Genomic DNA, 15,023 nt, shown 5'->3' on the forward strand with positions numbered 1-15,023 from the left:
TGGGCACCGGAATCCGTCTGGAGCGTGGCGTTCGAGTGAGGCCCGCGAAGATCGAGTCGGGCCATGGCGAGCCTGGCCAGTCCCACCGGTCCGACGTCGCGTTCGCCGACGCCATGACCGATGGGACATCGCGTACCCCGCAGGCAGTGTCCGTCCGGGAGCACACCGTGTTGGGACAGCTCAAGCGAAATAGCCGGGGAAGTTTCTGGAAGGTGTTCCGACGAGGTGCGCACGATCGAGGAATGTGTTGTTCATTTCGCAGCTTGTCTCGGGCAGCAGGAGGCATGCGTGGCAGGCGGCCATGTTGAGTCCACCGACACCGTTGGCGTCGGCCTCCATGCACAGAGGGTCGCAGGAGCACCAGGTGGCACGTTCCACGGCGAACGACAGGCTCCTCGACAGCTCCGTGACCTCTCCTCGCGCGACGATGCCGCCCAGGCTTCCTGCGGAGTCGCTGGTCGCGGTGTAGAGGAGGACCCCGCACATGTCGTCGTCGACGTAGAGCCGTTCCCGCAGGGACGCCGCGGGGTAGCCGCAGTCCAGGCTCCATTCGTTGATCAGTGCGTGCGCCAGGGTGTGCAGGAGGACGAAGCGTGACGTCAGCGGCGAGCGCGGATTCTCCCACTCCTGTTCCCGGAGCAGGTCCGCGTGCGCGGCTCGCATGCGGTCGGTCCGGTTGGAGTCGATACCGCGCACCGCCGACTCCCACCGGCGGAGTCGCTCCTGGTTCAGGGTGAGGAAGACTCCCTCGCCGACGACGTCGACGGCCGGGAGCCAGCCGAGGTCCGTGTTCCGGCTCAGGCGACCGATGCGATCACGATCGGCCTTCGAGCCTTGCGGAGGGCGGATGCGGGTGAAGCCGGTGAGGACCCGAACCTCGCGGAGACGTTTGACCAACATCACCCGGTCGACGCCCGGGACATCGGATCGCTGCGCGTCCTTCGGTGGCTCGCACACGAAGTGCTTGTTCTCGGGGGTGTCCTCGGTGACCTTGGAAAGCTGCTCGTACTCCTCCCGCCGGAGGGGCTCGCCGGCGGCGAACCGGATCTCGTCCTCGTCGTCCTCCGTGGGCTCGGGATGGACTGCGTTCTCCAGGGTGCGGACGGTGCGCAGTACCTGGGAGGCGGAGTAGCCGCCGGGTGTCAGCCAGCCTTCGTCCTGTGCGAACTCCGCGATGCGCTCGTCGCTCTTGCCGACGAGGTGTCTGCGGTGCGCCTCGACGAGTTCCATCAGTTCCGTGTGCCACGGCGGGATCGACAGGGCGGAGCGCAGGTCGGCGAACCAGGCTGCCGAGGAACCGCGTTGGAGGGTCTGCAAGGGACGCTTGCATCCGCGCTCCGTGGCGCCGCGGCCCAGCCACGGGCGGGTGCCTTGGCACATTAGGCCCAGGCGGCGCAGAGCCGCCTTGCCGAAGGCACCCTCCATCGAGGCCTTCTCCCCGCAGCTGCAGCTGATGACGATGCTGCGGAGACTGGCGGTGCGACCGTCGGTCTCCAACGTCAGCTCACTGGCGGCCTGCGAGCACGTACGGGGGTGGGCGTCCTTGTGTTCCGGGTCGGCGTGGACCCAGGCCTCGTAGGGGAACTCGTCGAGATGCCCGTCCTCGCAGGCCACCATGAAGCGAGACGGCGTCAGCAGGGCCGCGCAGTGCGCGCAACGGTTGTCGCCCTCTGCCGCGCTCAGGTCGCGGAACGCCTTGAGCGCCTTGCATTGGGGGCACGCGTAGGTGTCGGGGAAACGACGCACGCGCACGCCACGCCCGGTGGCGACGCGCGCCGCGGGCGGCCTTCTGAATCCGTTGACGTGCAGCATCGGTTCCAGGCGCTGGTCTCGCAGGTCGGGTTCGCCCGTGACGTCCCAGGTGTCCAGGCCGCTGACGATGTAGGACTGGTCGGCCACGGCGAGCAGGCCACCCACGCCGTACGTCGTGATCTGTTGGGCCCGCCGGACAGAGCCCACGGAGGGGCGCTTGCGCTCGTCGTCGGGGGGAGTGGTGCCGGGGGTGCTTCTGCGAGGCATGTCAGCTCTCCAGGTACAGGTGGGACTCGACATCGACGTCGCGCAGGCTCCACAGGGTGGGACGGGCCTTGGTGAGGTCGTGGTCCTCGTGGGTGCGCAGCAGGGCGAGGTCCGGCCGGCGGCGGGGGTTGGCCTTGAACGTGAAGGCGGCCTCGTACTCCAGCTTTTCGTTGGTCTCCACGAGTTGACGCCACTGGTCGACGAAGACGCGGATCTCCGCATCCGCGTGGTCGGCCTCGGCAGGCGAGACGCGGCGGATGCGCTTGACCAACTGCTCTCGGGTCGAGTCCAGTTGGGAGGCGAATTCGTTCACATCTTTGGCGTCCGTGTTGTCCCGGATCTTCGGATGCAGGAGGCGGGCGAGTCCGAGGAAGGCGGCATGCAGGGCCTTGTCGCGGGCGCGGGCGGCGAACGGCGTCACGCTGGTCGACTCGACCTGCCGGTAGAGGGCCGAGTGGTAGCTGACGAAGTTCTCGTAGTGGGAGAGGTCCCTGGATCGTGCCGCGTTGAACAGGGTGACGACGAGACCGGGGTGGGCACGACCGACACGACTGGTGGCCTGGATGTACTCGGCCGTGGTCTGCGGCTGCCCCGTCACGGCCATCAGGCCCAGGCGGTCGAAGTCGACACCGACGGAGATGATGTTGGTCGCCAGCGGCACGTCCAACGCCGACCCGGTTCGCAGGGATCGCCCCAGGGCGCCGAGCAGTGTGGGAAGGTCGCTGGAGGGAACGCGGCTGGTGATCTCGGTCGGCAGGACCTCCCGGGGCTCCACCCCGTCACGTGCGGCGAGCGTCCGCAGCCGTTCGTTGACGTCGGCGTTGACCTGCAGCTCGGCGGCGCCGAGCAGGCGCAGGCTGTTGAAGTACCCCACCAGCGTCCAGTAGGCGTCTCGTACCTCCTCGTCCGGGCACGGCAGGTGCCGGGCGTTGTGGAGCAGGGATGCGTAGGCGCGGATGAGGAGGGTCGCCTGGGAGAGCCCGGGCGCGAGAAGGCCGACGTAGAGGCGTGAGGGCCTGCTCGCCGCGGGTGCCTGGACGGCGAACCACGAATCGCGGGCGTCCAGGCCGGACGGCGGGAACTGCGCCACGCCTCTGCCGAAAAGGGCCTGTCCTTGTTCCTGGGCGCGGCGGATCGTCGCGGTGGAGGCGATGATCTTCGGTTGGGCGCACGCGATGTCCACGGCCGCCTCGTAGAGACCGGCAAGGGTTCCCAGCGGGCCGGAGATCAGGTGCAGTTCGTCCTGGATGACGAGCTCGGGCGGGGGAGTCTTCAGCCAGAGCCGGTCCTCGTCCCGGTTGAAGAGGGCCGCGACATCCTCGCGCCAGGCGATGCGGGCGAACTTGTCGGCAGTGGCGATCACGAGCGTGGGCCGCACCCGGTAGAGCTCCGTGTCCACGACGTGCACCGGCAGCCCGGCGGAGAAGTCGCATGCCCGATCGTCGCACTGGATGACCATGCGCTTTGCGGCCAGGTCGACCCTATGGTTGCGGACCAGCAAAGGAGTGCCGCACCAGGGGCAGTTCTTGAGCTGGACGGGGTTCTCCTCCTGGAGCTTCCCGCCTCCCGCCAGCTTCTTCAGCGCCTTGTCGGCGTTCTTGAGCCTGTTGGGCGTTGCGGCCTTGCCCACCCACATGCCGATGGAGATCTGCTCCTGCCCCAGCCGCTCGGGTTGCTGGGCCCGCACGCGCTCCATCGCGCAGATCAGCAGGGCCGCACGTTCGAACTGCTGCAGGGTCAGCAGACGCAGGGTGTAGCGCATGAGCACACTCACCCCTGCCCCGGCCGCGCCGTGGCGCAGACGGCGATGGAAGACCGTGAAGGCGATCAACCCGAGGTAGGCCTCCGTCTTGCCACCACCGGTGGGGAACCACAGCAGGTCGGCGACGTCCCGGTCGGGGTGGGCCGCGTCCACGGTGCCGTTCAGGCACAGCAGCACGAACCCGAGCTGGAACGGCCTCCACGCGCCTTCGGGCGAGGGCACACCGGCCCGCTCCCGTTTGATCCACTGGCCCCTGCCGCGCTGCACCGCCATGACACGGTTGGCCAGCCGAAACGCCTCCAACGCATCGGTATCGCGTTCCAGGAGGTCGACTCCCGCGCTCATGCGCCGCTGTGCGGTGCGGCAGTGCTCCAGCTGCTCCTCCGCAAGGCGCAGGTAGGCGGGATCGCCGTAGATCCCCTCGCGCAGAAGGTCCGCGTCCGCGCTCCGCTCCTCGATCCACTCCCCGTACAGGGCGACGAAGCTGCGAAGAGAACCGATCAACTCGTGCTTCGGTGCCTCGGCGAGGTGCTGCATCCCCAGCAGTTCCACGGGGACGGAGGAGTTCGAGTCGGACAGAAGGACCTCGCTCACGGGGACGTGCTCCGTCCACACGCAGGCCACTCCCGCGGGCGCGGTGTGCCGCTCGGGCCGATCGACCGGTGAGGGGGACCAGGACCAGTCCGCGGCACAGCCGTGACCGACGGCGAAGGTCGGTGCATGACGATGCAGGAGCAGCGAGAGCCGGCTCTCGTCGTCGAGATCGCGGACCGCGGGCCGCTCGACGAGAGCCGGGACCCCGTCCGGGACCGTGATCCGCAGCCCCACCTGGAAGAAGCACCAGGGGTCCTTGATCTCCTGCTGCTCCACGGTGTGGGTGTTCATCAAGGTGGCGGTCACGGAGATCGTGCCGTGGGGTCCGCGAGGGGGACGGACCCGCAGATGCAGGAACAGGCCCTTGGCGAGTTCCACAGCCTTGCCGGGCGGGTCCAAGACATCCACCGGCGTGACGGTGAGCTGCAGGGGACGGCGGCGCCAGCGCACGTCGGGCTGCCGGGTGCTGCGCTGTTCGGCTCGCTCGGGCACGGCCGGTTCGCCCGCGGCGTCCACCGGGTCGTACACGGCGGCGAACGCGTGCACCAGGACGTGAGGGCTGCGCGCGGGGTCGACGGCGAAGGTGAGACCGGTCGCCGAGGGGCGGGCGACCCTTGCGAGCACGATGCCCCCGTCGGGGGTCTCGTCCACCGTCACGGTGGAGTCGGCGTCGTCGAGGTCCTGCACCGCGGCGTCCGGATCCGGTTCGGGGTGCTCCTGCTGCGCCGGGTCCACGACACGGGGAAACAGAACCCCCGTGGAGTAGGTGGTGACGGGCCAGTCGTCGAGGATCTCGACGTCCTGTTGGTGCTCGCCGTGGGGGCCCAGCAGGTCCGACTTCAGTTGCTGGGTCAACTGACCACGCAGCCGGTAGTGCTGCGTGTGATCGTCCGTCATGCGTCGTCGTCCTTGCGGTCGTAGTGGAACCGGCCGATTCCCATCGGCCGCGGCGCGAGCCAGAGCCCGCAGGGGCCCAGACCGGCGCGGACGGCCGCCGCGTCCTCGCCGGCGACGGTCTCGACGAGGTCGATCCGCGTTCCGGTGATGCGGCCGGGCCAGGCCGTCGGCCGATGCGCGGGCCATTGCTGCATGAAGCGGTAGAGGTCGCGGCGAAAGGCTTCGGAGGCGACAGCGACGATCTGCTCGTCGTGCACAAGGGCGTAACCGGGCGCCGTTCGGTTCTCGTGGGCAGCGGGCACGTCGTCCAGCCGCGTCCAGACCACCTCGTCACCAGGAAGGACCTCGGCCGCCAGGTACTCCTGAATCCGCCGCGGGTCGCAGGCGAGCTGTTCGAGTCCTGCGGGATGGCCACGATGGACGTCCCCACCCAGCAACGAGAGCCCCAATCGCCGGCTCGGCTTGTAGCCGTAGCGTCCCCATCGCTGCGTGCCCTTGACCTTGCGTACCAGCCGGAAACCGCGACGACGGGCGAGGTGCTCCTCGGGCGGCTGCAGGCGATACAGCTCGTGGCGGGCACGGGTCATCGCGACGTAGAGGGCCCGGGCGGCGTCGCAGCGGTCGGCGTCCACCCGCTCGTGCTCGTCCTCCAACGGGCCCGGGTCGACGACGAGCACCCGATCGAACTCCAGCCCCTTGGCCCGATGGAACGTGGAGACGACCAGCCCGCCCTCGCGCGGTGCCACCAGGGCGTCCGGCAGATTCCCGCGGGCGACGGCTTCACGCAGCCGCCCCGGCTCCACGACCCGCCCGTTGCGGTCGCCCGCCGCCCGCAGGAGCAGCTGCCACGCGCTGCGGCCCTGGTCGGGATCGGGCGCGTGCGCCAGAGACTGCCACGCTTCGACGAACCGGTCCTGAGAGATCGAAACGGTATCGGGCAGGTGGGACACGACCTGGGCCACCCACCCGGGCACGGCATGATCCTCTGCACCTCTGCGGACACGGTGATCGATGCCCAGATCCGCCAACCATCGCGAGATCAGCAGCGCGTCGCCGTTGGTGGCGCACAGGACGCCGGTGCTGACCTCTGCCTCGCACAGCGAGGCGCGCAGGTAGGGAACCTGCAGGTCGCCGAAGTCCAGCCTCGAGGCCAACTCCGTGCGCAGCTGCTCGTGCACCGCGTCGGCCTGCGCACGCGTGGAGCAGGTACGCACCGCGGCCTCGTAGGGGCGGGCACAGGCGGCCTCGTCGGAAGCGGCTCGGAAATTCTCCTCGAGAGTGCATTCCACGAGTTCGCCCGCGAACCGCCCGCGCAGCCAGGAGAAGAACCTGCCCGTCTCGCCCGCCCGTTCCTCGGGATCCTTGACCTGGAATCCGTAGATGGCCTGGGCGGGGTCGCCGACCACGGTGAATCCGCACTCGTAGGCCTCCAGGAAGGCCTGCACGAGTCGTCGTCGATCACCGACCAGGTCCTGGACCTCGTCGACGACGACGTGCCGGACCGTGTCGAGCGACTGCGGTGCGCGGCTCTCGTCCTCGACGAGTTCGATGGCTGCATGGATGCGGTCGTCGAAGGAGCGGGCGTGCCAGTTCTCGTCGTGCGCGGCCTCACGCAGCAGACTCAGAGCCCAGGCGTCGAACGTCGACACGCGCACGTGCCGGGACCTGCCGCCCAACAGGTGCAGGCGATCGCGGACCTCGGCCGAGGCGGCGCGCGAGAAGGTCAGCACGAGGAGGTCCCCACCCGCGAGACCTTCCGAGACCAGGTGCTCGATCCGCCTGACCAGCGTGAAGGTCTTGCCGGTTCCGGCGCCCGCGGTGACCAGCGCCTTGCAGTGCGCAGGCTCCTGGACGACGTGACGCTGAGCGTCGGTGAGTTCCACCCTGTCGGTCATGGATCCGGTCACCGGTCCGCCCTACGCCACAGGTGCTCCATGCGGGTGTAGGCAAGTCCACGACCGAAGTTCTCGATGTTGTCGGCCACGTTGAGGATCCGGCAGGACTCCTTGCCCCCGTTGAGCTCGCCGCGCAGCCCCCGGCCGATCATCTGGATGTAGGTGTTGGGGCTGAACGTGGGGCGGGCGACCACGACGGCCCGCACGGCAGGGGCGTCGAACCCCTGCGTCAGCACCCGGTAGTTGGTCAGGACCCTGATCCTCTTGTCCTTGAACGCGGCGATGCGGCGCCGCCTGATGCTCGGCGGCGTCCCCCCGTCGATCGAGGCCGCCGTGATGCCGCGATCCTGCAGCAGTGCGGCAAGAACCTGGGCGTGCTCCACCGAGGTGGCGAAGACCAGGATCGGCCAGTCGGGGGGCAGTTCCCCGATCCTGTCGACGATGCGCCGGGTGCGTTCGACGTCCTGGGCGAGGCGGGTGACGACCTCGGCCGGCAGCGTCATCGCGTTCGTGCTGCGCGTCTCGGCCACCTGCTGGGCCGTCAGCGTGTAGGAGCCGCCGAGGAGTTCCTCGTGCTCGACCTTGGCCAGGACCTTCAAGGCTTGCAGGTGTCCGTAGGCGTCGTCGTTGTCGAACACCCCGTAGTCCAGGCGCTTGCGGCCGAAACGGGAGACCAGCGTCCGTGTCTCGTCGTCGTTGTCCCCGCGAAAGGCGGTGGCCGTCAGACCGATCAGGTGGCGCGAGGTCCGGTACTGGTCGATGCCCAGGGCGTCCAGGATCCGTGTGTAGGTCTTCGGCACGGCGAAGTGAGCCTCGTCGACGATGACGAGGGCGCACTCACGCAGCCAGGCGTAGTCCTCCTTGGGGAGCCGCTTGACGGCCGTGTCGTCGATGGCGACGACCACCTGCGGCCCGTCGACGACGGGAACGGCGTCCGGGATGCCGCCCCACAGACGGGTGATGCGCAGCGGCTGGTCCGTTCCCACGGTCTGCCAGACGTAGGCCCAGGTCTCGATGGCCTGCTCGGCCAGCTCCTGGCTCTGGGAGATCCACAGGATCGGGCCGTCGAGCAGGCCCTCGCGCAGCGCGCGGACACCGGCCTCGGCGGCGATCCGGGTCTTGCCCGACCCGGTGGGGATCTGCAGCATGGCCCGCTTCTCCTCGCCCTGGGCGAGGTGCTCGTACATGCGCTGCACGAGCGCTTCCTGGTACGGGTGCAGCTTCAGCGGCTTGCGCGGGCCCGGGACCGTCTCGTACGGCTCGGGGCTGCTGGGGGTCTGCGGGTCGCCGGCCCACGCCTGCGGGAAGCCGTAGGTGCGCACGAAACGTTGTGCCGCCGAACCGCTCCTCCAGATCCGCGGCACATCGAAGCCCACGTCGGCGAGCGCAGGTGCCAGGAAACGCAGGATGTCATCCCCGTGAGCGGCGATCAGCAGCTCGGCCGCTCGCAGACCGTCGACCGGAATCCCGCGCAGTTGCGCGTCCGCCGACGCCAGTCCTGGCGGCAGCTCGGCCGTCAGCCGGTCCTCGCCGATGGCCAGCAACAGCTTTCTGATCGGATCGGTCTCCTGGCGGACCATCACCAACTTCTTGTCGTCCCGGTCCCGCGCCTGCTGGCGCAGGAGATCCCGACACCCCTCGGCTCCCAACCGCAGTCCCAGGAGGCGATCGACGGCCCCCAGGGTCGACTCGTCGTCACGCTCGCCGCACAGCAGCACCGTGTATCCGTCGAGCGTCTCGGTCAGCGCGTGCTCCCGTCTGCCCTCGGGGCCACGGACGATCCTGACCAGCTCGGAGCAGTGCGCCAGTTTCCAGGCCGTTCCTCGAGGAAGCACCTGACGCAGCCGAGGAAAGGCGTCCGTCAGGGACACCGGTTCGGTGAGCGGCACCCAGTGGATCTCCTCCACCAGAAGATCGGACGGGTTGCGGAAACGGAACCGGTCGATGAGAAGTTGGGCGTCGGCCTCGCCGGGGACGAGGAGCGCCGGTACACGCTCACGCAGCAGCACCTCGAACTGGTCCTGCTCGAAGGTGACGGCGATGCTCTCGCGCGGCTTCGATGCCCAGTCCTCGCCCACCTTGCACCGGAACAGGCGTGTCTCGTCCCCGAGGTTGTCCAAGGGGCCCGAACCCGCGAGAAACGCGTAGGCGCTTCCGACGAATCCGATGTCGGTGCCCGCATCCGCGCGCAGAGCCAGTTCGCTCCACAAGGCGGCGGGCACGTTCTGGACCGTGGAGGGCAGCCGCAGCGCACGTGCGTGGGCGACGGCGACCTCGGCGACGGGCAGAAGCGTGGCGTCCACGTCCAGCTCGGGACTCACCGCGGCATTCGGCCGCCTCACGCCCAACGAGGTGGCCAGCATGCCCTGCTCGCGGAGCATCCAGATCAGAGGCGACTCGACGCGCAGTTCGCCGCCCTGACCGGTGGTTCGCGAGCATCGCCAATCGGGCACGAGCCCGGGGTCGGGCAGCTCGCGCACGAAGGCGGCCTTGCCTTCCGCGGACAGCTCCGTCAGGAGGTGCAGGGGACCGGCGGGGTCTTGACCCATCAGGCTCACGGAGGACGGCCGAGGACGGGAACCGTGGGGCGGAAGAGCAGCGCAGAACTGGTTGTACATGACCGCGCTGTAGTCGTCGAACCAGGAATCCGAGCGAGGGTTCATCCGGGGTACCGGACGATCCACCGCGCCGAGCGCCTCGAGCACGTCCGTGTCGGGCGCGTGGAAGGCCGGGTCGATCAGAACCGCGGCATCGCGCATTCCGTCCTCGGGCACGACGGGTCCCGGCAGGATGCAGTCGCGCACGAAGCGGAACTGGCCGGCGGCGGTGCGCACCTTGAGCACCCCCTGCGGTGCCGGGTGGCGCTTCTTGACGACCTCGACCACCTCGTCGCGCTCGACGGCGCGTGTCAGCGTCCAGAAGTCCTCCCAGTCGTTGTTCCGGTACCGGTCGAAGCCCGCTGTGACGGCAGCCCGCAGACGTCCGGCCGCGTTGGCCTCCTCCACCCCCAGGATCCGCAACGCGTTGACCGTCTCGGGGTCCTGCCCGACGGCGTCGTGCAGGTACTGCGTCGTCTCGTGGGCGAGCCGCACGTCGTCGTGCCGACGAAACACCGTGCCCTCGGACGGGGAACGAAAGACGCCGCCCTCGGTGAGCAGGATCTTCGCGCTTCGCGCCTCGGTCGCCTGAGCCGCATTGCCGGTCTTGACGATGGAGGCCGCCAGCGTCAGCGCGCACCTGACGCCTTCCACACTGCGATCCGAGACCAGTGCCTCCAGCCAGTTGCGCAGCGGGGACGCGACGACGCCGCCCTGGTCGAGGATGTCCCTGGCCCTCGATCGTCGGTCGCGCCCCTCCACACTGTGATGGCACCAGTTCTTGGGACGCCCCGGGTGGGATGCCCATCGTTCGAGCCATGCCGGCGCGAGATTCTCCGGATGCAGCCGCAGCTTTTCCGGGAGCCGCAGAATCCCGTCCTGGTCCGGCAGGGAGGGGCGACGGGCGGCCGCCCGCAGCACCTTTTGGCTGAGCATCTCGTCGCCCCACTGGGAGGCTTCACGACCACGCGCCGTGAGCAGGGTCAAGAAGGCCCCCGGGTCCTTCTCCTCGTACAGATCGGGGATCGAGTCGACCACGAGCTGCGCGGCCCTGGTCACCAACTCCTCGTTGAAATCGCTCTTGGTCAGATTCTGGCGATCCTCGGGGGTCTTCCACGGCGCGTTGAGAAGGCCGGTCAAAGTCGTGTCGTAGTTGGTCGGGAAGTAGGCCCAGAACGTCCCGCGCTTCGCGCGCTGCGGGACACCCTTGTCGGGGACCGCCCACGAGATGGTGACGACAGGCCGATCGTGCAGCTCTCCCGCCGTCCGTGCGGCGCTCGCACTGGGTTCGTGGTCGATGCTGAAGACGAACCAGCGCTCGTTGCTGCGTGGAGCACCGTCGCGCTGCTCCACGACACGGTGCTCCACCCCCTGCGTCTCCTGTGTGATCTCCCGGCACACCTCGTGGCCGCCGCGAGCGTCCTCCAGGACCAGGCGGTCCACGTGGGGCGAGAAAAGCATGAAATGCGCGGGGAAGTTGACGATGTCCCGCCCCAACCGGTCCGCGGCCCCCTCGTGCAGCGGAAGCACCACCGTCGTCGACGCCCACGTCATCAGCTCGTCGAGCCGCTCGTCACGCCGACGCTCCGCATCCAGGTCCAGCGGCTGCGCCATTCGCAGCACCGGGGTGGGATCCAGCCCGGAGAGGTCGGGGACCGTCTCCCGGATGACACGGGCCGACCAGTCCTTGTCGAAGCCGAACGAGCCGGACGCACTGTAGAAGCGAGGGGTGTCCGACACGCTCAGCACCGACTTGACGCCGACCCCGAAGCGTCCGATCTTCCCGGTCCGCTTCCGCGACACGGCCATGCGCAGGATCGTGTCGGCGCCGCCCGGGGTCATCGGTGTGCCGGTGTTGGCGCAGTACAGGTGTGTGGCGGTGAGAAGGACATGGATCGTGCCCACGACGCCGGGCTGGCGCTCCATGTTCTCGTCCGCGCCGTTCTGGACGAGCTCGTAGATCTGGCGTTCGCCGTAGCCGCCCTGGGTGATGCGCCGCTCGTTGTTCGCGTGCTCCAGGACGTGGCCGGGATCGGCCCGGTAGACGTTGAGAACCCGTTGCGACAGTTCCTCGACGACCTTGACGACGCCGTCCGCCTCGGGCTCGAAATCAGACATGAAAGAAAATACCCCGATCGCATGGGAAAGACAGCCTTCGATGCCGGACGTGATAACCCGTCGGAAGGCTCGACTCGAAAGGCGTTCCCTATCGCTGACACGGCGACAGAAAAGCGCAGCGCGGCTCTATGTGTGCGACGGCCCCCCCGGGCTTACGGAACCGGCCGTGAAGTGGCTGGTTTCCCATCGGAGCACACCCTAACCATGCGATTCGATCCGAGCAAGGACCCTTGACAACGGTCATCGACGTCAGACGGGACCTTTGGAAGGGGTTCAATCGACCCTGATGGGCGGCCTTGTGACGGACAGTCAGTATTGGCCCGCAGTTGAGTACTATTTCCCGTTGATGGAGAACTCGGGCGATGTGCGGATATCGCGAAGTTCGTACACTTTTGCCTTCACCGGGATGCACTCGCTCACGTCGACGCGGACCTCTCCGACCGGTCGCAAATTTGCATATCGAGACGGACTTCGTAACCGCGATCACAAAATTCGAAGTTCACCGAGCATTCTTGGAATCCCTTGAACTGCGGTGCCAGGAAGGTGGATTGACGGGATCCGGAAGAAGCCGACCGAAGAGTTCTCCGATCGCCGACAGATCCGACCGGGCATGCTGCAATTCATCCGGGGTCGGCGCCGAATGTGTTCGAGCGGGTCGGACGGAGCCCGCGACGTGAGCGGCTGCGCACCTGCCGAACTGCGGGCGACCGCTCCCCGGTGCCTGGCGCTGCACCCGCAGGCACCGCGAGATCCGGAGGCCGACACCCTCACGCGCTCCCCGACCGGACGACGAATCGGGCCAGGAGGCCCGGACCGAGTCGCGATTCGGTGTCCCCGACGGCGCCGTCGGCAACACCCACACGCCAAATACCCCCATCCGGGAACCATCGGCCGGGGACAGGTGTCGGCAAGACCCGACGACCACGCGGGCGCCTCTCGACGCCGGATGACATCCTTGATCGGATACGCCGTCATGTACCGGAGGTTCGCGTGCCGCTCGTTGTCATCCAGCCGTCCTACGGCAACCCTGCAGCCCGCCGGCACTGGCGCGACACGCTCGACCACGTCGTCGACTTCACCCACACCGTGCGCGCACCTCTTCTGACCCCCTCGCAGCGCGAGCAACTGCAGGGGTTCCACCCCGGTGGATCCGCCCGGTTCTGGGGGGCGACGGGCCGTCAGGACCGGAAGATGGAGCGCCTGAGCCCGGGAGACGTCGTCCTGTTCACCGGCCTGAACCATGTGCGCGGCATCGGCGAGATCGGCGCGCTCTTTCGCAACGCGGCCTTCGCGGACAGCATGTGGGGCGCCGACGAGGACAACGGCAGCTGGCACAACGTCTACAGCCTTCTGTCGTTCACCCCTGTCGAGATCCCCTACACCGAGATCTGGGCACTCCCCGGATTCAACGCCGGCGACAACTTCATGGGCCTTCGCATCCTGGACCCCGAGAAGGCCGCCACCGTCCTGGACGGCCTGGGCATCGAGACACAGACCGAGGCCCGCGACGACGACAGCCGTCAAGAACCCGTCGCCCGCGCCCTGCGCACCCACACCGACATCGTCGACGGCGAGGTCCTGCGCACCCCGAGCACCCGCTACCGCCTCGAGGAGCGCGAGCTGATCGTCCACCGCACGGAGGCGTTCCTGGTACAGGAGTACGTCGGCTTTCTGGGCGTCGACCGGCCGCAGCGACTGCGCACCCCCGCCGGGATCACCGACCTGCATCTGGCCCTGCCGGACGGCAGCGAGGTCGTGGAGGCCAAACGCGCCAGCAGCCGCCGGTTCGTCCGGGAAGCCCTGGCACAGCTGTTGGACTACGCCCCCCACACCCCAACCGGCGATACGGCTGTCGGCGCTCTTCCCGGAGCGCCCCGCCGACCGTGATCTGGAACTGCTGCACCGCTACGGCGTCGACTGCGTCCACCGCACGGACCCGATGACCTTCGAACGCATGCCGGCACCGCAGGAGACGCGGGCGAGCATGATGCCGCTGTGGCAGCAACGCCAGCACGACTGATGTCCGCCCCAAGTGCGGGGCGGACATCAGGTTTCGCCCCGCCCCGCACGACCAGGCGCGAGTCAAGGAACGGCACGCGGAGACCAGGTGGGACGCCTGCCGTCCATCGGTGAGGAGCCGAGCAGGGGCATCATCCGATGGACCGGACAGCGACGCCGGATGGCCGAAAGCCCGGCGACTCTGATCCCTTTCAGTCCCTGGAAGGCGGGGACGGTGGGGCGCGCAGGCCTGAGGGGGCTCGATCTGAACGCTCCTGTGCCGATGGGGTGAGGCGTCGAACGCCTCCCTCAGCGGGACGAAGCCTCGTGCGTTGCGGCCCTCGCCTCATCACACCGGCGTCACCCGATCGGTGCCGACGTGGAAGCGCTCAGTGACGGGCCGTTGTACCTCTGCGGGTCAGCCGGTGCGATGGCGCCTGCGGGTGCTGTTCTGGTGCATGCCGGGCTCGTATTTCTCGTCATGCTCTCGCTTGTCCTCGAGCGGCAGCCACTCGGGCCGGAAGTCGGGGTGGTCGGCGTATGCCGCAACGAGTTTGTAGATCACCGGCCTGCGGAGATACAGCGGGATGCTGGCGACCAAGTCCGCAGCCACGCTCTGCCAGATGGTGAGGTTTCCGCCCTCTTCTTTCCAAGCCTTCCAGTCATGCCCCTCAACCCAGTGCATGATCTGGCGTTTCGTGGCAACGTCGGCGAGGACCCGGGCCTGCAACCGTGCCGTGCCCTCGTCCTTGCCGGGCTTCACTGCGTGAGCAGTATTTTCATCGTCGCGAAGACGGGCCCGGAAGAACTCCATCATGACCGCGAAGTCGTCTGGTCTCATCGCCTTTCCCCCTTGTCGGCAACCGCTTTGGGGCCATCATTCACCACGGATGGAAGGAGTCCGCCCTCCTGCGTGGCGGTGACGGGATCTCTGTGGAATCTCGGGATCAGCCGGTCACGGATGTGCCAAGATGCCCCTCCATCGCGCGAATGCCTCGGGCTGGGACTGTCCTGTCCGCGAGCAGTCCACGTCCGCGATCTCCGAGCGGGTGGAGGGGCGGCCAGTTGGGTCACCGTGGGCTCCTGGCGCGGTGACGGGCGGAGACGCCGAGCGGCTCAGTGGACTGCCCTGCGTTACGACGT

6 protein-coding genes are annotated in these 15,023 nt (G+C 68.5%); 1 reads left to right on the plus strand and 5 read right to left on the minus strand.

What is annotated here, in order from left to right; all coding sequences use genetic code 11:
- Positions 1-180: 180 nt before the first annotated feature.
- Genes OG780_RS44075 through OG780_RS44090 form a run of 4 tightly spaced genes read right to left on the minus strand, consistent with a single transcriptional unit; the run spans position 181 to position 11,882 of the window.
- Complete coding sequence (locus tag OG780_RS44075) at positions 181-2,019, minus strand: DUF1998 domain-containing protein (RefSeq protein WP_328443457.1); 1,839 nt, start codon at positions 2,017-2,019, stop codon at positions 181-183.
- A 1-nt stretch (position 2,020) separates the two neighbouring features.
- Complete coding sequence (locus OG780_RS44080) at positions 2,021-5,272, minus strand: DNA helicase (protein WP_328443455.1); 3,252 nt, start codon at positions 5,270-5,272, stop codon at positions 2,021-2,023.
- Complete coding sequence (locus OG780_RS44085) at positions 5,269-7,167, minus strand: ATP-dependent helicase (RefSeq protein ID WP_328443453.1); 1,899 nt, start codon at positions 7,165-7,167, stop codon at positions 5,269-5,271. The genes OG780_RS44080 and OG780_RS44085 overlap by 4 nt, the downstream gene beginning before the upstream one ends.
- Before the next feature lie 8 nt (positions 7,168-7,175).
- A complete protein-coding gene (locus tag OG780_RS44090; RefSeq protein WP_328443451.1) occupies positions 7,176-11,882 on the minus strand; it encodes a DEAD/DEAH box helicase in 4,707 nt (1,568 codons plus the stop codon).
- A 990-nt stretch (positions 11,883-12,872) separates the two neighbouring features.
- On the opposite strand from OG780_RS44090, the gene OG780_RS44095 reads away from it, so the two are divergent.
- Positions 12,873-13,769 carry a hypothetical protein gene (locus OG780_RS44095; RefSeq protein ID WP_328457802.1) on the plus strand — a complete coding sequence of 299 codons (897 nt, stop codon included), beginning with the start codon at positions 12,873-12,875 and terminating at the stop codon, positions 13,767-13,769.
- A gap of 529 nt (positions 13,770-14,298) precedes the next feature.
- Here the strand turns inward: OG780_RS44095 and OG780_RS44100 are convergent.
- Entirely contained in the window at positions 14,299-14,721 is a 423-nt protein-coding gene (locus OG780_RS44100) for a DUF6221 family protein (protein WP_328443447.1), read from the minus strand.
- Between the last annotated feature and the right edge of the window lie 302 nt (positions 14,722-15,023).

Source organism: Streptomyces sp. NBC_00386 (genome assembly GCF_036063235.1).
In the GTDB taxonomy this organism is placed as follows: domain Bacteria; phylum Actinomycetota; class Actinomycetes; order Streptomycetales; family Streptomycetaceae; genus Streptomyces.

Excerpts from the sequence above, each read along its gene's own strand:
- OG780_RS44075 (WP_328443457.1), bottom strand. The coding sequence starts at position 2,019 with ATGCCTCGCAGAAGCACCCCCGGCACCACTCCCCCCGACGACGAGCGC.
- OG780_RS44085 (WP_328443453.1), bottom strand. The coding sequence starts at position 7,167 with ATGACCGACAGGGTGGAACTCACCGACGCTCAGCGTCACGTCGTCCAG.
- OG780_RS44100 (WP_328443447.1), bottom strand. The coding sequence starts at position 14,721 with ATGAGACCAGACGACTTCGCGGTCATGATGGAGTTCTTCCGGGCCCGT.
- OG780_RS44090 (WP_328443451.1), bottom strand. The coding sequence starts at position 11,882 with ATGTCTGATTTCGAGCCCGAGGCGGACGGCGTCGTCAAGGTCGTCGAG.
- OG780_RS44080 (WP_328443455.1), bottom strand. The coding sequence starts at position 5,272 with ATGACGGACGATCACACGCAGCACTACCGGCTGCGTGGTCAGTTGACC.